The 18,874-nt window shown below is 62.7% G+C and carries 14 protein-coding genes and 1 pseudogene; 3 read left to right on the forward strand and 12 right to left on the reverse strand.

The annotated features are described in order from the left end of the window. Positions 1-28: 28 nt before the first annotated feature. On the reverse strand, positions 29-472 hold the full coding sequence (locus FIV42_RS08520) for a hypothetical protein (protein WP_141197265.1): 444 nt from the start codon (positions 470-472) through the stop codon (positions 29-31). 196 nt (positions 473-668) lie between these two features. Here FIV42_RS08520 and FIV42_RS08525 point away from each other — a divergent pair, with 196 nt between their 5' ends. Continuing rightward, complete coding sequence (locus FIV42_RS08525) at positions 669-1,529, forward strand: hypothetical protein (RefSeq protein ID WP_141197266.1); 861 nt, start codon at positions 669-671, stop codon at positions 1,527-1,529. A 71-nt stretch (positions 1,530-1,600) separates the two neighbouring features. Here the strand turns inward: FIV42_RS08525 and FIV42_RS08530 are convergent, their stop codons facing one another. Next, positions 1,601-2,416 (reverse strand): hypothetical protein, encoded by an 816-nt coding sequence (locus tag FIV42_RS08530; RefSeq protein ID WP_141197267.1) that lies wholly within the window; start codon positions 2,414-2,416, stop codon positions 1,601-1,603. Positions 2,417-2,731: 315 nt separating this feature from the next. On the opposite strand from FIV42_RS08530, the gene FIV42_RS30500 reads away from it, so the two are divergent. Then, a complete protein-coding gene (locus FIV42_RS30500) occupies positions 2,732-4,393 on the forward strand; it encodes a hypothetical protein (protein WP_174769492.1) in 1,662 nt (553 codons plus the stop codon). A 108-nt stretch (positions 4,394-4,501) separates the two neighbouring features. On the opposite strand, the gene FIV42_RS08540 is transcribed toward FIV42_RS30500, so the two are convergent. The 10 genes and pseudogenes from FIV42_RS08540 to FIV42_RS08590 all read right to left on the reverse strand — a co-directional run bounded on the left by FIV42_RS08540 (position 4,502) and on the right by FIV42_RS08590 (position 14,395). Then, positions 4,502-5,770 carry an RCC1 domain-containing protein gene (locus FIV42_RS08540; protein ID WP_168210504.1) on the reverse strand — a complete coding sequence of 423 codons (1,269 nt, stop codon included), beginning with the start codon at positions 5,768-5,770 and terminating at the stop codon, positions 4,502-4,504. 61 nt (positions 5,771-5,831) lie between these two features. Then, positions 5,832-6,215 carry a tetratricopeptide repeat protein gene (locus tag FIV42_RS08545; protein ID WP_141197269.1) on the reverse strand — a complete coding sequence of 128 codons (384 nt, stop codon included), beginning with the start codon at positions 6,213-6,215 and terminating at the stop codon, positions 5,832-5,834. Between the two features lie 93 nt (positions 6,216-6,308). After that, positions 6,309-6,878, reverse strand: a pseudogene (locus FIV42_RS08550) (polymorphic toxin-type HINT domain-containing protein); the annotation flags it as partial. Between the two features lie 723 nt (positions 6,879-7,601). Continuing rightward, complete coding sequence (atpC, locus tag FIV42_RS08555; RefSeq protein ID WP_141197271.1) at positions 7,602-8,045, reverse strand: ATP synthase F1 subunit epsilon; 444 nt, start codon at positions 8,043-8,045, stop codon at positions 7,602-7,604. Positions 8,046-8,114: 69 nt separating this feature from the next. Beyond that, positions 8,115-9,677, reverse strand: coding sequence for a F0F1 ATP synthase subunit beta (gene atpD / locus FIV42_RS08560; protein ID WP_390619653.1), 1,563 nt, complete (start codon positions 9,675-9,677; stop codon positions 8,115-8,117). A 228-nt stretch (positions 9,678-9,905) separates the two neighbouring features. Next, positions 9,906-10,805 carry an ATP synthase F1 subunit gamma gene (gene atpG / locus FIV42_RS08570; protein WP_141197272.1) on the reverse strand — a complete coding sequence of 300 codons (900 nt, stop codon included), beginning with the start codon at positions 10,803-10,805 and terminating at the stop codon, positions 9,906-9,908. 181 nt (positions 10,806-10,986) lie between these two features. Beyond that, positions 10,987-12,543: a F0F1 ATP synthase subunit alpha gene (atpA, locus tag FIV42_RS08575; protein ID WP_141197273.1), complete on the reverse strand. Its 1,557-nt coding sequence runs from the start codon at positions 12,541-12,543 to the stop codon at positions 10,987-10,989. Between the two features lie 81 nt (positions 12,544-12,624). Continuing rightward, positions 12,625-13,170, reverse strand: coding sequence for an ATP synthase F1 subunit delta (gene atpH / locus FIV42_RS08580; protein WP_141197274.1), 546 nt, complete (start codon positions 13,168-13,170; stop codon positions 12,625-12,627). 65 nt (positions 13,171-13,235) lie between these two features. Beyond that, positions 13,236-13,844 (reverse strand): F0F1 ATP synthase subunit B, encoded by a 609-nt coding sequence (gene atpF / locus FIV42_RS08585; protein WP_141197275.1) that lies wholly within the window; start codon positions 13,842-13,844, stop codon positions 13,236-13,238. A gap of 71 nt (positions 13,845-13,915) precedes the next feature. Next, positions 13,916-14,395 carry an ATP synthase F0 subunit B gene (locus FIV42_RS08590; protein ID WP_246099093.1) on the reverse strand — a complete coding sequence of 160 codons (480 nt, stop codon included), beginning with the start codon at positions 14,393-14,395 and terminating at the stop codon, positions 13,916-13,918. Between the two features lie 1,452 nt (positions 14,396-15,847). Here FIV42_RS08590 and FIV42_RS08600 point away from each other — a divergent pair. Further along, positions 15,848-18,709: a 2-oxoglutarate dehydrogenase E1 component gene (locus FIV42_RS08600; RefSeq protein ID WP_222615418.1), complete on the forward strand. Its 2,862-nt coding sequence runs from the start codon at positions 15,848-15,850 to the stop codon at positions 18,707-18,709. Positions 18,710-18,874: the final 165 nt, after the last annotated feature.

Genomic DNA, 18,874 nt, shown 5'->3' on the forward strand with positions numbered 1-18,874 from the left:
GCCCCACAAGGGTCGAACATTCCACGTTTTAGCCGTCTGTGGACTGCGTCGGCGTCATCGTCACGGTCTCTTCTGCCTCACGGCACTCCGGCGGACAAAACTCTCCGTTGGGATAATACTCGCCGTAGTCCAAGTCCACCGAACCGACGTACGCCAGCGCGCTAGCATCGTCGCTCGTGCGTATGTCGAGTTGCAGCGAGTCGACGTCGGGGGCCTCGAACAGCACGACACTGGCCCTTCTACACTCGTAGCTCTCGCCGATTTGGGCCCCGTCTGGGCCGCAACTTACCGAGATCGTTTCGTCACCAGCGGTAATCTCTCCCTCGAAACCGTCGATCGGCTCACCGTTGGAGTCTTCGAAACTCAGCGTGATCGGATACCCACAACCCACCTCGGTACAGCCAATCAGGTCACAGCCAGCCGCACCTGCGCTGAACGCTACCAAGACCGACATCAGGACCAACTTCTTCATCTCTTCTCCCCTGCTTTTGATGGATATCTATTCGAGTCCTCAATGAGTCGGGCACCGTAGCGACTCGGGCGTCCGCTTTCAAAAGGACGCGGCCCGATATGTACGCCAACCCTTGATATATCCGACAACCTACTGACATTCATACTGAATCGCGCGACAACCCAACGATGCAGTAGTCTTTCAAAGGGAGTAAGCGATGAGACATACGATTCTAACGAGGTTTGGTAAGCTCGGTGTTCTTCTGTGTGCCCTGGCGCTCGCCCTGACGGCTTGCGAGAGGGAGCAAGAGGAGCCGACCGGGCTCGAGCTCGAAGAAAAGGAGATCGAGCGTGACGACGGACAGATCGAAGAGGCCGAGATCGAGGTCGAGCGTGAGGAGCTCGACGAGATCGACGAGCCTGTCGGCGAAGAGCTCGCCGGCGCGCTCGAAGAGGGCGAGCAGCCGGGCGAACAGGCCGGCATGGAGCCGCAGCAAGACCAGCTCGCCCAGCAAGATCAGATGCAACAAGACCAGATGCAGCAAGGCCAGCAAGGCCAGATGCAGCAAGGCCAGCAAGGCCAGATGCAGCAAGGCCAGCAAGGCCAGATGCAGCAAGGCCAACAGGAGCAGCAGCTCACCACGGTCATGGTCGCCCCGGTCGACTATATCGGCATGCCGGTCAAGGGAACTGCGACTGTCGACAAGGTCATCTCAGACCGCGGCTTCTGGCTGAGCGAAGGGGATAACCGCCTCTTCACCGTCGTGCGCGAAGACGTGCCCAGCGAAGAGATGATCGACATCAACGAGGGCGAGAAAGTGCAGGTCACCGGTATCCTGATGGCGCCGGCGGACCCCAGCGACATCGCCGGTAACCTCGAGGAACAAACCAAAAAGGTCGCCGAGGAACAAACCAGCATGCTGGTCGTCTCGTGGAGAGACGTCCAGAAGGCCGATGAGAAGGGCGCCGTCGGAGGCGGCCCCAACCAAGGCCAGCAAGACCAAATGAAGCAAGACCAGCAGAACCAGCAGAACCAGCAGAACCAGCAGAACCAAAAGCAGAAGGACGAATCGTACTAAGAGCTGGTTTCAACACCAACTGAGCAGCCCCCAGTAGGATCTAGCGCGGCGCGTCTCCATGGCGCGCCGCGCTAGTTTTTTGTTCCCTCAGCGTCCTCGGTGCACTCGTAGCTCAACCGCACCACTTCGGTCTGCCCGGCGTCCATCGTGGCGAGCTTGCGCTCGACCTTGAGGAGTCGGTCCTCCCGGTAGTGAAACGAAGCGTAGCCGACCTCCTCGCCGTCGGCGTGCCTTTCAGACACGCGGATGAGTTTGCCGGCGCGGTAGTCGGCCTCCAGCTTATGCTCACCTTGCCCTGCGGGCAGCGTCAGCGACACGAGCCTCCCGTCGACCACTTTCACGTCGTCGATGGGCTGCGGGCCGAGGTTGTAGCCCGTGCGCGTGACCAAGAACGAGAAGTCGCCCGGCGCCGTGACGTAATGGTAAGTCAACTCGCCGTCGGGAAAGGTGAGCGCGACGAGGTTCGAGCCGTCGACGGCCCGAAGCTGCGAGGTCTCACTCGGCTCGGTCTTCGCCGAGCAGACACCCTCTCGAACGCCTTTGCTCACGAGGCGGCCGTCGGTGTAGCCGAGCGAGATGCAATTGGTCAGCTCGTCGCCCTCCCCGAATTTCGCCTCCACCTTCCGGGGAAGCTTCCCTTCGTACGCGACGTCGAAGGTCCCGTCGACCTCACCGTCAGCCGGCGAGTCGACCTCGAGGCGGCACGGCTTCAGTGTGACGGCGACCCCCGCGGCTTGCACGTCGGCTGTTTCCGCGGCGGTCTGTCGAGAACGCGCCTCCTGCTCTTTGTCACAGCCCACTGCCCCCCAAGTCGTCGCGCACGCCAACAGCCACCCCATACGGCGCAAAGCGCGGGCTCGAGATCGGTCGAATTCGAAGAGATTCATAGCAGTCAGGTCGTCATCGTCACACAAGCGGGCGGAGACAGAAGGTGCGAACCCAACATCGTCGGTCAACCACCCCGAGCCACGACGCTGGAATGTCCTGCGCCCGTCGTCTAGTTTAAGGCCTGTATGAAAATAAATGCCCGAGCGAGGGCGAGCTGATTTTGAGACCAGTTTTGTTCGTAAAACGTAGGCTTAGCAGCGCTAAGTCGAGGCTTTGCGGGCAAAAATGGGCCAAAACTCAGCCGTCATTCGCGACCAAATTAATTTTCATACAGGCCCTAAGCCCATGCCATCGAGCAGGGGATCTGCACCCACATGACCGACGCAAATGAACATAACGAGCCCGACGAGAGCTCGGAGGCCGCTCCCGAAGAGGAGGAGGCCGAGCGCGATGGACTCCTGTGGCTCGGCCTGCCGGTCTTGTTCTGGTCGTTGGTCATCAGCCTCGTGCTGCATGGCCTTGGCGCCGCGCCGTTTCTGATCTGGGAGTTCGCGCCCAACGGTCAGAGCCTCGACGCCGAATGGGCTGAACAATTCGAGGATTTGGAGGGTATTGGACACGGCATGAGCCAGGGACGATGGGCCAACCTCGAAGATTTGCCGGAGGTGGAGACGGAGACGGACACGGAGACGGACACGGAGACGGACACGGAGACGGACACGGAGACGGAGACGGACACGGAGACGGAGACGGAGACGGAGACGGACACGGAACCGGACACGAACACGGACACGGAGCCGGAGACGGACACGGAGACGGACACGGAAACCGGAGACCGGCAGCCGGATACCGAAAAGCCGGAACCGGACCCGGACCCGGACCCGGACCCGAACCCGCCATCCAAAGCCAAACCCAAACCCAAAGCCAACGAGGTCGCCCGCGGCCCCTTTCGCCCAGACAAGCCTCTGCCCGCCCTGGAGCGTGCGGGCCCCACGAATATCCCCGACCTCAAGCATTACGGGCCGGGTAACGCCCGCATGACCGCGCTCGTGCGCATGGACCGGGTGCGCGGCACCGTCTACGAGGCTCCGATTCGACAGATCATGCAGGCCGTGCCAGATTTTCGCATCTTGGCGCACTCCACGGGCTTCGATCCCGTCGACGACATCGACTCCTTTTTCATGGCGTCGGCCAAGCCGCAGTACATCCAGCACACGTTTTTGGCGGTGCGCCACTCGAAGTCGCAAGACGAGATCAAGAGCGTGCTCGACCGGCGCTTCGCCGAGCCGGTGCCCTGGCAGAAAAAGGGCGACTACGACGTACGCCGCCTGGTGCCCCGCGACAGCGAGTACTGGGACCCGCGCAAGATCATGCTCGCCCGCCCCGGGCTGACGATCGTGGGCAAGGACAAGTGGCTCGACACGCTGGCCGCGAATCTCCCCAAAGATTCGCCACTGCGTGGGGAGCAGACCGAAGGCAACCAAAAGCAGGCCGACGCGCCGGCCCCGGCGACGCTGCTCGACGGCCTCGCCCAGATCGAGCGGGCGGCCAACGACAACGACACCCTCGTGATGATGAGCGCCCAGGGCCTCGTCTACACGATTCCGGGGCTCGGACGGATGACCTTCGAGGGGGTCCGACTCGCCGTCACCAACCCCAAATCACCCACCCTCGACGTCGACCTCAAATTCGAGGACGCCGAGCAGGCCAACCAATTCGCCGGCTCCTGCCCCGCCCTGCGCGCCCGCCTCAAAAAGGCGCTCAAGCTCGACAATTTCGTGATGCGCAACTCCACGCCCGCGCAGGTCATCAACGGGCTGAAATGCCGCGCCGACGACAACTACGTCAACATCCACGCCCAGTACACCGCCGAGCAGATTCGCGCGGTCGCCGGCATGGCCGCCCCCTGGATGCCCAAGCCAAAGGCGCTCGACGAGTTGCCGCCGCCTCCGCCGCGGCCAGCCGAGAACGAGCAGCCGGACGCCGGCACCTCGCCGGATGCGGGTGCGTCGGAGGATGCCGGAGATGTGATGTAAGGCAACCATAAAGCACCCCGCCGCTTCGCGCGGGGTGCCGGGAGCGAAGGCGACCGGAGGCATTGCCGCTGACCTGCAATGCGATCACCAGGGGCATCCACTGCGCAGCTAAAACAGCGTCTCCACCGGCGCACGCTTATCCTCGTTCGTCCCGTCCCCCAACTGCCCGTGCTCGTTCGCCCCCCAACACCAAACCTTGCCGTCGGAGGTCACCGCACAGGCATGCGCCTCGCCAGCGTCGAGCGCGACCACATCCTGCAATCCGGCGACCACCGCTTCCCCATAGCTTGCCGGCAGCGCCCGCGGCCCCTCACCGCGGCCCAACTGACCGTTGCTGTTACTCCCCCAGCATTCCACATGACCGCCCTCGGCCAGCGCACAAGTGAAATGCGCCCCGCAGGCAATGTCGATTGCGTCGATGACCAGCGTCTCGATTCCCCACTCGTCGAAGCCGTGATCACCCACGGCTCCCTCGGTATTTCGCCCCCAGCACGTCACATGACTCGATCGTCCACTTCGGCTGCAAACGTGTCCGTCCCCCACGCACAGTTGCACGGCTTCATCAGCGCGCTCGTTCTCGAGCGGACTTGGCTCGTGGTCATTTTGGTAGTCGGGTGTATGCCGACGAAGCTGGCCGAAGGTGTTGTCGCCCCAGCAAAAGACGCGCCCGTCGCGAAGACGCGCACATGCATTCGCACCACCCGCTGCGACTTCGATCACGTCAGTGAGCCCCGCCACCACGCTCGGTTGGGAGGCCAGCATCTGGCTACCGCCCTCCCCGCCGCGCCCGTCGCCGACTTGTCCTCGTGCGTTGTCACCCCAGCACTCCACGCGCCAGTCTAAAAGGCGTGCGCAGGTGAAATTGTCGCCCACGGCGATCTCGACTACGTCATCCAGGCTCGGAATGGTGATAGGAGGCGTCCCGGACCCGGGCGGCGCAACGTCGGTGAGCTGGTACGACGCGTTTTCGCCCCAACACGTCACTTGACCGGGCATGAGAGCCGCGCAGAAATGTGAGGAAAAAGACTCGACTGCGTGCACGTCCTCGACACCGTCGACAATCGCCGGCTCATTCACGTCACCCCGCTCGACAGCACCGCCAAACGCCCCAAACTCGTTATCGCCGGCGCACTTGATGCGCCCGTTCGAGTACGTGACACAGGTATTCCGACCGGCCGCCACCGCCACGGGCACGACTTCAGCTTCGCCGGAGTCCGATGCGTCCCGAACATCGCCGCCCCCTCCAGAGTCGAGATTTGGGGCATCGTGGTCGGAAGTATCGGACGTCGCATCGCGAAGGGCGTCCCGGTCGTCATACGTCGCCGAATCCCGGTCGTCGTCGAGCTGCCAGCCTGGCCCCGACGAAGCCGACTCCAACGAACACGACGGAAAAAGGCAAAGCGCAGCCAGCAGGTATCCGACCCGTGCCTTTCGTCTATCAGGTCCCCTCAGCACTTCCACGTTCTTCCTCGACCTGTGCGATGAGCTTCTTGGCTGCGCCGTAAGTAGTGTTCGCCCGGAGCACGTCCTCCAGCAACTCAAGAGCCTCATCAACTCTCTGATTGGCTAGCAGTACACGAGCATAGTCGACGGCAACCTGAGAATTCGCGGGATTCGCCTGGTGCGCACGCTCATAGTACTCTTCCGCTTCCGTTGCACGCCCAAGTTTCTCCAGTACTTGTGCAATCCGTTGCCACGTCTTGAAGTGTTCGTCGATTCGGCTCGACTCGCGAAAGTAACGAAGTGCCAGCTCATACCGCTCTTCGTCAAAAGCCTGCATTCCATTCAGGTACTCTCGACGAGCCTTTTCTTCGTCTTCCATGTTGCTTCTCCCAGAACTTCAAGACTGGTCTACCTTGCAAATATGACGCGCATTTTCACATCCCAAACTTGCACCAGATCGCCATTTCCTGGATCAGTCAAGATTCTTCTGAACATGTTCTACTAATCGATTGATGTCATTTCGGACGGTCTTCGGTAGCTCGCTTGGCTTCCTGAGGACGGTGCCTCCGTGCGTTTTAGCAAATGCTCCGGTACCAGCCACCTTGGCCACCTCTACGTCTCGTCGATAGATGTGAATGTGAAACCTGCCTTCTCCTGGCGCGACCGCTCCAGGATTTGTGTCGATTCGGTAGTTATATCGCTTATTGCGAAATTTTCCGGTCACTCCATGCACTGAGCGCACTTTCTTCGGACGCTTGAACTTGCAGTTATGTACCCACGCCCCACTCTCGCCGACAAAGTACGAGCGAAAGTCGTCGACGGCAAAGTTGTAGACCGTCTCGACCCGCTGCGTCAGAAACACGCTCGCGACGGTCAAGCTCGATCCGTCACCGCTGGGCACTTGGTCGCCCGTACGTAGCTGGTCGACACGCGTCCAGCCCTTGCCGTCCACCCAGAAGGGGTGGTTGTTCGTCGTCTCGATCACCTCCGCCACGCCATCTTCGTCGACGAGCTCGAGCTCGACGATGACCCGCTCGGGATTTGCATACGGGTCATGGGTGCGGGCGCATCTTGCCCTCGCCTGCGAGCGCTGGAAGCACCCGCACCGAACACTGGGTGCGGGGCATCTTGCCCTCGTCGGTGGTCACGGGGCCGTGTTGACCCCAGCCTGTGCGGCCCCGGGTCACGATACTTCCGACTGAAGTCGCACCCCTCGTGGCCTCGGGTCACGAGACCGAGGGCTCGAGAGCGTGTTGTTCCGGCCTCGGGTCGGGCTCTTCGCGGCTCGACCGCTCTCATTCCAGCCTCAGGTCACCCCTCGAGCAACTTTTTGCGACGCTTACATGACCCAAGGTCACCCCTTCGAGCCATTTTTCGCGACGCTTACATGACCCAAGGTCACGCTGCGATCGATTTTGCGCGACGCCGTGAGACCTGTGGCCGCGTTGTGAGGCACTCGGGTCCGAGATCGTCCGGCCTCGGGCCGGGATGAATTCGCCCTGAGCCCGACCTCGTCCGACGCAAGGCCGGAAACGGAGGGGCTCTGGCCCCTTCTCGTCCGGCCTCGGGCCGGGATGGATTCGCCCCGAACCCGACCTCCTCCGACACGAGGCAGTGATCTGAGCGACCCAGGTCCCTTCTCGTCCGGCCTCGGGTCCCGCGGCGAGGCGCGGACAAACAAAAACGGCGCCCCGAAAGGCGCCGCCATTCACACAACCATCCAATTTAATTCATTCAGTTCCGGAACTGGTCCGTGTTGGCCTGGTTAGGCCCGATCTTCGCCCTCGCTGGCGACCACCAGACGGGTGCGCGCACGCTTGAGCGATTCGCGGTAGCGCTCGAGGAGTTCCTCCTCGTCTTCGGCCACCTCAGTCTGCGCCTCGAGGCGAGCGATCTCTTCCTCGGCGACGGTGATTTCTTCCTGGGCGTGCTCGATGTCGATGTCGCTGACGCCCTCGCAGCCCTGGGTGAGCACGCTGACCTTGTCGTCGAGGACTTCGGCGAAGCCTTTGTCGACAAAGAAGCGACGCTCGCCGCCCTCGCTACGGATGACCATCTCGCCGATGCCCAATCCGGTCAGAAGCGGAAGGTGGCCCGGCAGGATGCCGACTTGACCCTCGGAGCCGGGCAGGACGACTTCGTCGACGTCCTCGCTGAGCACCGCCTTTTCGGGCGTGACGACTTCCAATTTGATTTGCTCTGCAGCCATGACTCAACCTTACAAAAAACGTTCGGCGAATCAGCCGGCGCGCGCACGCGCCGGCTGACTTGCATCTGCTTAACTCTGCGCCGCGAGCTCTTCGGCCTTCTTCTTGACGTCGTCGAGGGTGCCCTGCAGGTAGAACGCCTGCTCGGGAAGGTCGTCGACCTCGCCGTTGAGAAGCGCCTTGAAGCCGGCGATGGTGTCCTCGAGCTTGACGTACTTACCGGGCATACCGGTGAACTGCTCGGCGACGTGGAACGGCTGCGACAGGAAGCGCTGGATTTTACGCGCGCGCTCGACGGTACGCTTGTCCTCGTCGGACAGTTCGTCCATGCCGAGAATGGCGATGATGTCCTGCAGCTCCTTGTAGCGCTGCAGCGTCTCCTGGACGCGGCGAGCGACTTCGTAGTGCTCTTCGCCGACGACCTCGGGAGCCAGAATCGTCGAGGACGAATCGAGCGGGTCGATCGCGGGGTAGATACCCAGCGAGGCGAGCTGACGCGAGAGAACCGTGGTCGCGTCCAAGTGAGCGAAGGTGGTCGCCGGAGCCGGGTCCGTAAGGTCATCAGCCGGCACGTAGACCGCCTGGACCGAGGTAATCGAGCCCTTCTGGGTCGTGGTAATCCGCTCCTGAAGGTCACCCATCTCGGTCGACAGCGTGGGCTGGTAACCGACAGCAGACGGGATACGACCGAGAAGCGCGGAGACCTCCGAGCCGGCCTGGGTGAAGCGGAAGATGTTGTCGATGAAGAGGAGCACGTCCTGGCCCTCTTCGTCGCGGAAGTACTCGGCGATGGTCAGAGCCGACAGGGCGACGCGAGCACGCGCTCCGGGGGGCTCGTTCATCTGACCGAAGCACAGGGCAACTTTGGAGTTGTCCCAGTCGCCGTTGGGAGCCAGAACGCCGGCTTCCATCATCTCGAAGTACAGGTCGTTACCCTCACGGGTACGCTCACCGACGCCGCCGAACACCGAGAAACCACCGTGCTCGAGGGCGATGTTGTTGATGAGCTCCTGGATGAGAACCGTCTTGCCGACGCCGGCGCCGCCGAACAGGCCGACCTTACCACCACGAGCGTAGGGAGCGAGCAGGTCGATGACCTTGATGCCCGTCTCGAACGCCTCGGTGGCGACTGCCTGCTCTTCGAAGGAAGGCGCCTTGCGGTGGATGGGCCAACGCTGGGTGGCCTCGGTCTCTTTGATCTCTTTGACGTTGGTCTTCGAGATCTGCTTCTCTTCGATTTCGTCGAGCGTGTCGTGGGTGGTGCCACGGACCTGGACGGTGTAGGCGGTGTCGCTCTCGCCCTCGAGGGTGCCACGCACGGTGGTGCCGTCGTTGAGCTCGAAGATGCGCACGCCGTCGACCGGGTCGCCGGTGACGTTGAGGATGCGACCGAGCACTTCACGGCCGACCGGCACGGTGATCGGGTCGCCGGTGTTCATGACCTTGGCGCCGCGGGTCAGACCGTCGGTCGAGTCCATCGAGATGGTACGAACGACGCCTTCGCCCAAGTGCTGCGCGACCTCGAGGACCAAGTTCCACTGGTCCTCGCCGAGCAACTCGTTGGTGACCTTGAGGGAGGACATGATCGGCGGCACGGCGTCCGAAGGGAACGCCACGTCGACGACCGGTCCCATGACCTGGCGAATCTCGCCAAACTTGGCGCCTTCCTGGACCCCTTTGGCGGCGGGCCCCTGGCTGGATGCGGCTTCGGTGGTCATTGTCTTTCTCCTGAATCTATTGCGTAACTACTACGTTGACTTCGGTATATGTGGCGTTGGTGCCGTTTGCCGCGCCCGATCCCAAGGCAAGCCTTGGGGCTGCACCGGCGAGGGCTCCGCTGGGGGCAAGCCCCCGCTCCGCTGTTAGCCTTTGAGCGACTCGGCTCCACTGACGATCTCGCAGATCTCTTTGGTGATATAGGCCTGACGCGCCCGGTTGTACTGGGTGGTCAGGCTGTCGATCATGTCTTCGGCGTTGCTGGTCGCGTTGTCCATCGCCGTCATACGCGCGCCCTGCTCGGCGGCGTAGGACTCGAGGAGCGCCTGCAAAAACTTTACTTCGACATAGCCCGGGAGCGTCTGCGCCAAGAGTCCCTCTTCATCGGGCTCGTAGATATACTCCGAGGCGCCCATGCCCTCTTCGGCCTCTTCGCCGTCGGCTTCACCGGCGCCGAAGATCTCTTTGGACAGCGGCAGGACCGGCTCGACGAGCGTGTTGTATTCGATGGCCGAGACGAACTCGTTGTAGGCCACGTAGACCGCGTCGTACTCGCCGGTCAGGAACTGCTTGGTTGCGTGCTTGGCGAGGCGCTTGGCCTCGTCGTAGCCCGGGCCGTCGACCACATCCATGAAGTTCTTCTCGACCTCATGTTTGCTGCGCCGGAAGTAGTCGCGCGACTTGCGACCGGCGGTCACCACGGCGACCTCTTCTCCGCTGAGCTCTTCGTCGCGGATGAAGTTCTCGACGCCGCGGAACAGGTACGAGTTGAACCCACCACACAGGCCGCGGTCACTGGCGATCGCGTACACGAGGACCTTGTCGACCGGGTCACGCTGCTCCAAGAGCGGGTGCGACCCCTCTTCGGCGCGCGCCACGAGGTTCGAGATCACCTGGTGCATCTTGTGGGCGTAGGGCCGAGCGGCCTGCACCGAGCTCTGGGCTCGGTTGAGCTTGGCCGCCGCGACCATCTTCATCGCCTTGGTGATCTTCTGGGTGTTTTTGACGGAGTTAATCCGCGTCTTGATGTCTTTCAGGCTAGGCATGGCTTGTTGCCTACTTCTAGTTGAGGCGCCTATCGAACCAATCGGTCGATACGCAACCCCTAAAACCTTAATTGCTCATGTAGAGGGCCCTGCAGCAATCGAAGCGCCCTCTACTTGGGCATCTAAATTCTAATGGGTTGCCCCGGCGCAGCGTGATCGCGCGACGGGGCAACTCATCTGCTTATTCCGCCGCTGCCGTCTGCTTGCCGGCCAAGAAGTTCTCGGTGTACTCGTCGAGAATCTCCAGGGCGTGAGCGGTCACGTCGGACTGATTTTCCGTGCGGATCTTCTTGCCGAACTTGCCGTCGCCTTCGATCTTGCTCCAGATCTCGGGGTCCTTGCTCTCGGCGAAGTCGTACAGGCCGTTCTCGTACTCTTTGAGATCGGCGACGTCGAGCTTCATCAGGTAGCCGGCGTTGGCCGAGAAGATGATCAGAATCTGCTTGCCCACGCGAAGCGGCTGGTACTGACCCTGCTTGAGGATCTCGACCAAGCGCTCACCCTTGGCCAGCTGACGCTGGGTCGTCTCGTCGAGGTCGGAAGCGAACTGCGAGAACGCCTCCAGCTCGCGGAACTGAGCCAGGTCGAGCTTCAGGGTACCGGCGACGTTCTTCATCGCCTTGATCTGGGCGGCACCACCGACACGGCTAACCGAGATACCGACGTTGATCGCCGGGCGGACACCGGCGTTGAACAGGTCGGTCTCCAGGAAGATCTGACCATCGGTAATCGAGATGACGTTGGTCGGGATATACGCCGAGACGTCGCCTGCCTGGGTCTCGATGATCGGCAGCGCGGTCAGGCTACCGGCGCCTTCCTCGTCGCTCATCTTCGCGGCGCGCTCGAGCAGGCGGCTGTGAATGTAGAAGACGTCTCCGGGATACGCCTCGCGGCCGGGCGGGCGACGAAGCAGCAGCGAAAGCTGGCGATAGGCGACAGCCTGCTTGGAGAGGTCATCGTAGATGATCAGGGCGTGCTGGCCGTTGTCACGGAAGTACTCACCCATGGCGACACCGGCGTACGGCGCCAGGAACTGCAGCGGCGCCGGGTCCGACGCGCCTGCGTTGACGACCGTGGTGTACTCGAGGGCGCCGTGCTGGCGCAGGCGGTCGACGACCTGAGCGACCGTCGATTCCTTCTGGCCCACCGCGACGTAGATGCACTTCACGTCGAGGCCCTTCTGGTTGATGATCGTGTCGACGGCGACCGCAGTCTTGCCCGTCTGACGGTCACCAATGATGAGTTCGCGCTGGCCACGGCCGATGGGGACCATCGAATCGATAGCTTTGAGGCCGGTCTGCAGCGGCTCGTGGACCGACTTACGCTCGATGATGCCGGGAGCCTTGACCTCGGCGCGACGACGCTCGCTGGCGTCGAGCGGGCCCTTGCCGTCGATGGGCTGGCCCAGCGGGTTGACCACGCGTCCCAGAAGCTCGGGGCCGACCGGCACGTCGGTGATACGACCGGTACGCTTGACCTCGTCGCCCTCGACGATCTTGGTGTCTTCACCCAGAAGCGCCGCACCGACGTTGTCTTCCTCGAGGTTCAGAACCATGCCGAAGACACCGTGCGGGAACTCGAGCAATTCGCCGGCCTGCGCCGACTCCAGCCCGTAGATACGCGCGATACCGTCGCCCACCGAGATGACAGTGCCGGTCTCTTCGACCTCGACACGCTTATCGTAGTTCTCGATCTGGTCCTTAATGATGGAACTGATCTCTTCGATATTGATGTCCATCGTCCTTCCTGTTTCGGGGGGCCTTGAGGCTGGCCCGTTTATCTCTGTGACAACTCTTTAAAATCTATCGGATGCCGGGGTTCAGACCTCGGCCAAGATGCTCTCTCGCAGCCGCTCGATCTGGCTTCGGATCGACCCGTCGTACACCATGCTGCCGATGCGGGTGACCGCACCGCCGAGCAACGACTCGTCGACGTCGGTCTCCAGCAACACGTTCTTGCCGGTGATCTCGCCGAGGGCTTTTCGGATATTGCTTTTTTGCGCTTCGTTTAGGTCGACCGCGCTGGTCACCTTGGCGCGAATGTTGCCAGCCTTCTCGTCGACACGCTCGCCGAAGGTGCGTGCGATGGTGGGCACGAGCCGGAAGCGGTCGTTATCGAGCAGGAGCAAAGCGAAGTTGGTGATCATCTGGTGCCAGCCGCGCTTCTGCGCGATGGCACGCACGATCTTGCGGCGCTCGTCGAGCCCGATGCTCGGGTTGAGCAACGCGGTGCGAAACGGCTTGCTCTGCCCGTAGATCTCGGCGAGCTCGTCGAGCTGATCGCGAAGCTTCTCGTAATTGTTTTGCTCGACGCCGATGTCCAACAGCGCCTGAGCGTATCGTCTTGCTACCGGTTCGCCTGCCATGAGGACTTACTCCTTGAAGTTGGCGCGCGAGGCCGACGCTTCGGCCCGTGCGCACCGTCCTAAACTTATGCGGCGCGCTCGGAGTCGCCGGAATCCAGGGTCGAAAGCTCGCTGACGTAATTGTCGACCAGCGTCTTCTGCGTGCCGCCGTCGAGCTTCTCGCGGGCCATCGTCTCGGTCATGCCGACGGCCAGATCGACGACCTGACGCTCCAGGTCGGCGATCGCCTTTTTGACCTCTTGTTCGATGGTGACTTCGGCGTCGGCGCGCATCTTCTCGACCTGCGTCTTGGCCTCTTCGACGATGCGCTTTTTCTCGCGCTCGCCCTGCTCGTGGTACTCCTCGAGCAGCTTTTTGCGCTCGTCTTCGAGCGCGTCGAGCCGCGCGGTGTACTCTTCGAGACGGGCCTCGGCCTCTTCGCGAAGCTTGCGAGCCTCCTCCAGATCATGGATGAGGGTCTCGCGGCGGGTTTTGAAGAAATTGGTGATTCCTTCGCCACCGAACTTGTAGATGATCCCGAGGAAGATCAGCAGGTTGATGATGCTGACGATCCAGCTTCCCCACGGGAAGCCGTGGCCGCCACCTGCGGCGGCGAAAGCCGGCTGGGCGAACAGCAGCACGGCACAACCGGCCAGCACTGCCAATTTAACGGGAGTTGGGGCTCGAAATTTCATCGGTTCAGCCTCTGGTAAACTCGCGTCCACTACTGCTAGCGAGCCACGACTGCTAGCAAACAGGTGGCTCGTTAGCTCGGAAGAATCTTGGCGGTCATCGCGTCGGCCAGGCCCTGGGCGCGCTTCTCGATGTCGGATCGAGCCGAATCGACCTTCTTGGCGATCCGATCGCGCTCCTCTTTGAGCTTGCCCTGAATCTCTTCGCGCACCTCTTGGACCATGTCGTTTTGCTTTTGGATCCCTTGGTTGCGAAGCGACTCGCGCACGTCCTGGGCGTCACGACGCGCCTGGCGCATCTTCTCTTCGTACTCTTCGATCACCCGCCCGGCGCGCGTCTCCATCTCGGCGGCCTCTTCGCGGGCGCCTTCCACCCCGTCTTCGCGCGCGTCGACCGCCTGTAGATAGGGGCGGAAGAGCACGAAGTGCAGGAAGAAAAGCACGAAGAAGAACAAGATCATCTGAACGATGATCGTTCCATCGACATCGATAGCAGCAGCCGCCATCACAGGGGCGACTTGACTGGCGGAAATGGTGGCCATTGTATTGAACATCACCGGCTCTCGGCTTTGAAAAGAACTACCAAGATGCAGCCTCTAGCGCTGCGCCAGAAGGCTTCGACGAGCCCTCCGGAGAACGCGCGGCGGAACTAACACGCGTGATTTACGGGTGTCAAGCTATAGAGTGGGGGGAATTCAGCACGTTGCGCGCCCTGCCCTCATTGCGCACCGCCGAGACATCTGTGCAACGCGTCGGATCGCGCGGACACTCCCGAGTAATAAGGTTTCGGGGCGGGGGGGAAACTCGAGAAGTGACAATCGGTGTGACGACTAGAAGGTGTTGTCGTCGGCGCGCACACCTTTCTTTCAGACCATCCGAAGCGCCGAACAGCTTTGCGTTCGGGCCCCATCGTCTGTTTTGGGGAGGCCGGTCACGGTTTCGGTTTCGGTTTCGGTTTCCGGTCGCCGGTCGCCGGTTTCCGGTCGCCGGGTGCCGAACCCGTGACCGTGACCGTCTGATCATCCCACACATCTCATTTGCCGATGCGGAGCCGGGGCTTGCCCACTTGTTTTGCTAAGCAGGGGTTGGTCGGCGTTGAGGAATCGCACGCCCGACCCCAAGGAGAGCCTTGGGGCTGCACCGGCGAGGGCTCCGCGGGCAGCAAGCAGCCGCTCCGCGTGCCGCAACACGGTGCCTGACACCTCGTCGACGCCATCCCGCACATCTTTGTTGATGCGCTGCGTTGACGGTCGGGGCGCGGTCGTCCCCGGCCGCCGGGGTCCGTCTCGGGCCCCGCACGTGTTCGCGCAAGGCGTGTGCCTTGCTTCAGACACGCGACAACACGGCGCCTGACACCGCGTCGACCGCTCCGTGATCGTGATCGTCGTCGTGATCGGCGGTTGTCGTTCGCGGCGAGACAAACGGCCGATCACGATCACGACGACGATCACGGCCGCACAACACGGTGACTGACACCTCACCGTCAACCCACTTCGTGGGCCTCGATGGACGGGTTCGCCGACCACAACACGGTGTCTGGCACCTCGTCGTCGCGGGGTCCGTCTCGGGCCCCGCACGTGTTTGGGCAAGGCGTGTGCCTTGCAAAAGACACGCAAGCTGGGGCGCCGGTCACGGTCACGGTTTCGGTTTCGGTTTCCGGATCCGGTTTCCGGTCGCCGGTTTCCGGTCGCCGGTTTCCGGATCCGGTTTCCGGCCGCCGGTCGCCGGTCGCCGGGTGCCGGACCCGTGACCGTGACCGTAATCCGTGACCGTAACCGTAATCCGTGACCGTGACCGTAATCCGTGACCGTGACCGTGACCGTAATCCGTGACCGTGACCGTAATCCGTGACCGTAACCGGACCCGTAACCGTGACCGTAAACGTAGCCATCCCCACGATCCTCCTCACCGATGTTCTTGACCCTGCCCCCACCATGCGCCATGTTGTTCGGGAAAATTCGTGGACCGCTGTACCAACATTAATGCCACAAACGAGACACGACGCCGTGACTGACCAACCTTCGGAAAAGACCGAATTTACAGGCGATAACCTCACCTATATCGAACAGTTGTACGCTCAGTACCTGGACGACCCCTCCTCGGTCGATCCGAGCTGGAAGCCGGTGTTCGATGAGTATCTGGCCGATCGCGGCGCCGCCAAGCAGAAGCCGTCGTTTCGGCCGCGCACGATCTTTCGGTCGGGCACGACCACGACCAACGGCAACTCGAACGGCGAGGCGGTCTACGTCGACAAGGTGCACAACACCACCGTCGGCGCGCCGGGGCGCACCGAGGGGTTTGCCGCGCGTATCGAAGCTCTCGTGCGCGCGTACCGTCTTCATGGCCACTTGATCGCCAAGATCGACCCCCTCGACCGAAGCCGCCCGCCGGCGCCGCCCGAACTCGATCCGGCCACCTACGGCTTCTCGGACAGCGATCTCGACACGCCCGTGCGCTGCGAGCCGCTGTTCGGCTCCAACGAGACCAGCTCGCTGCGCGAGGTGCTCGAGCGCCTCAAGCAGCTCTACTGCGACGGGATCGCCGTCGAGTACCAGGACATGCCCGTGTCTCGGTCGCGCTCCTGGCTGCGCGAGCAGATCGAAAAGAATAGCTACGCGTCCATCGACGGCGCCGACGAGAAGAAGCGCATCCTGCAGCGCCTCATCGAGGCCGACTCCTTCGAGTCGTTCCTGCACAAGAAGTACGTGGGTGCCAAGCGCTTCTCGATCACCGGCGGTGACACGCTCATCCCGATGCTCGACGCCATGCTCAACGAGTTGGGCCGTCTGGGCGCCGAGGAGATCATCTTCGGCATGGCGCACCGCGGCCGGCTTAACGTGCTGCACAACATCATGGGCAAGCCGGCCGATGCGATGCTCTCGGAGTTCGAGCGCAGCCCCGAGCCCGAGGAGTATATCGGCTCGAGCGACGTCAAATATCACATGGGCTACTCGAGCGACTTCGAGACGACCTCGGGGCGCAACCTGCACCTGTCGTTGTGCTTCAACCCGAGCCACCTCGAGTTCGTCAACCCGGTCGTCCAGGGCCGCGCCCGCGCCAAGCAGCACCGTCGCGGCGATGCGCTCGCCCGCGAGGAGATCGTGCCGGTGCTCATGCACGGCGACGCCGCCTTCAGCGGCCAGGGTATCGTGACCGAGTCGCTCAACCTGAGCCGGCTCGACGCCTACAACGTGGGCGGCACGATCCACATCGTCATCAACAACCAGATCGGCTTTACCACCGAGCCCAAAGACGGCCGCTCGACGACCTACGCCACCGACGTCGCCAAGATGCTGTCGGTGCCCATCTTCCACGTCAACGGCGACGACCCGGAAGCGTGCGTGCGCGTGATGAAGCTGGCGGCCAAGTACCGCCAGATGTTCCAAGAGGACGTCATCATCGACCTGGTCTGCTACCGCGAGTACGGCCACAACGAGGGCGACGAGCCGCGCTACACCCAGCCGGTCATGTACCAGCGCATCGAGGGCCTGGCCCCCGTGCGCAAGAAGTACACCCAGGAACTGCTCGAAGAGGGCGTCATCGACCAAGAGGAGGCCGACCGGCGCTGGGACGAGCGCATGGAGATGTACTCCAGGACCTTCGAGAAGGTGCACACCTCGCCTAAAAAGAAGACCGTCGACACCATGAACGGGCTCTGGGAGCCCTACGAGGGTGGCGACGTCGACGCCACGGCCGAAGTCGAGACCGCCGTCGCTCGCGAGCGCCTCGAAGAATTGGGCACGCTGCTCTCCGAGGTCCCCGACGACTTTACGCCCCACCGTACCCTCAAGCGTCTACTCAAGACGCGCAAGGAGATGGCCACCGGCAATAAGCCGCTCGACTGGGGCATGGGCGAAGCGCTGGCGTACGCCACGTTGCTGACCGACAACCACTCGATTCGCATGAGCGGCCAAGATGCCATCCGCGGCACGTTCAGCCACCGCCACGCGGCGGTCTTCGACGCCGAGACCGGCCTCGATTACTGGCCGGCGCGCCACCTTCAAGACGAGCAGGGCGAGCTCGAGGTCTACAACAGCCTGCTCTCGGAGGCGGCCGTGGTCGGCTTCGAGTACGGCTACAGCCTCGACTACCCCGACGGCCTGACGATCTGGGAAGCGCAGTTCGGCGACTTCTCCAACGGCGCTCAGGTGATCATGGACCAGTTCATCAGCTCGGGCGAAGACAAGTGGAAGCGCTTGAGCGGTCTGGTCATGCTGCTTCCGCACGGCTACGAGGGCCAGGGCCCCGAGCACTCGAGCGCGCGTCTGGAGCGCTACCTGCAGCTTTGCGCCGAAGACAACATGTTCGTGTGCAACCCGACCAACCCGGCGCAGTACTTCCACATGATGCGCCGGCACATGATGCGCGCGGTCCGAAAGCCGCTCATCGTCATGACCCCCAAGAGCCTGCTGCGCCACCGCGACGCGACCTCCACGCTCGAAGATCTGAGCGAGGGTAGCTTCCAGCCGATCTTGGGTGAGACCGACGAGCGCGTCGACCCGAAGAAGGCCAAGCGCGTCATCCTGTGCTCGGGCAAGGTCTACTACGACCTGGCCAGCTACCGTGCCGAGAACGAGCACTTCGACACCGCGATTCTGCGCGTCGAGCAGCTCTTCCCGCTGCGCGAGGCCAAGCTCGAAGAGGCGCTCGCCAAGTTCTCCAACCGCGAAGAGGTGGTCTGGGTCCAAGAAGAGCCCAAGAATATGGGCGCTTGGACGTACATCTTCCCGCGGCTGCTCGACGTGCTCGGCCCCGAGCATATGCCCAGCTACGTGGGCCGTCGCGCCAGCGCCAGCCCGGCGACCGGCTCGCCGGAGGCCCACGACATCGAGCAGGCGACCCTGGTGCGTGAGGCGTTCGGCGACTGAGCAATGGGCGAGAGCCTTGCTTTGCGTCGCCCCCCATCCGCCTCGCGCTGTACGACGCGCGAGGCACCTTCCCCGAGGGGAAGGGATGCCCCTGCGAAAAGCTACGTGGTCCAGAAAAGCTAAGGCAGCCCTTCCCCCGGGGGAAGGTGCCCGTAGCGAAGCGAA

It is taken from the genome of Persicimonas caeni (genome assembly GCF_006517175.1).
In the GTDB taxonomy this organism is placed as follows: Bacteria; Myxococcota_A; Bradymonadia; order Bradymonadales; family Bradymonadaceae; genus Persicimonas; species Persicimonas caeni.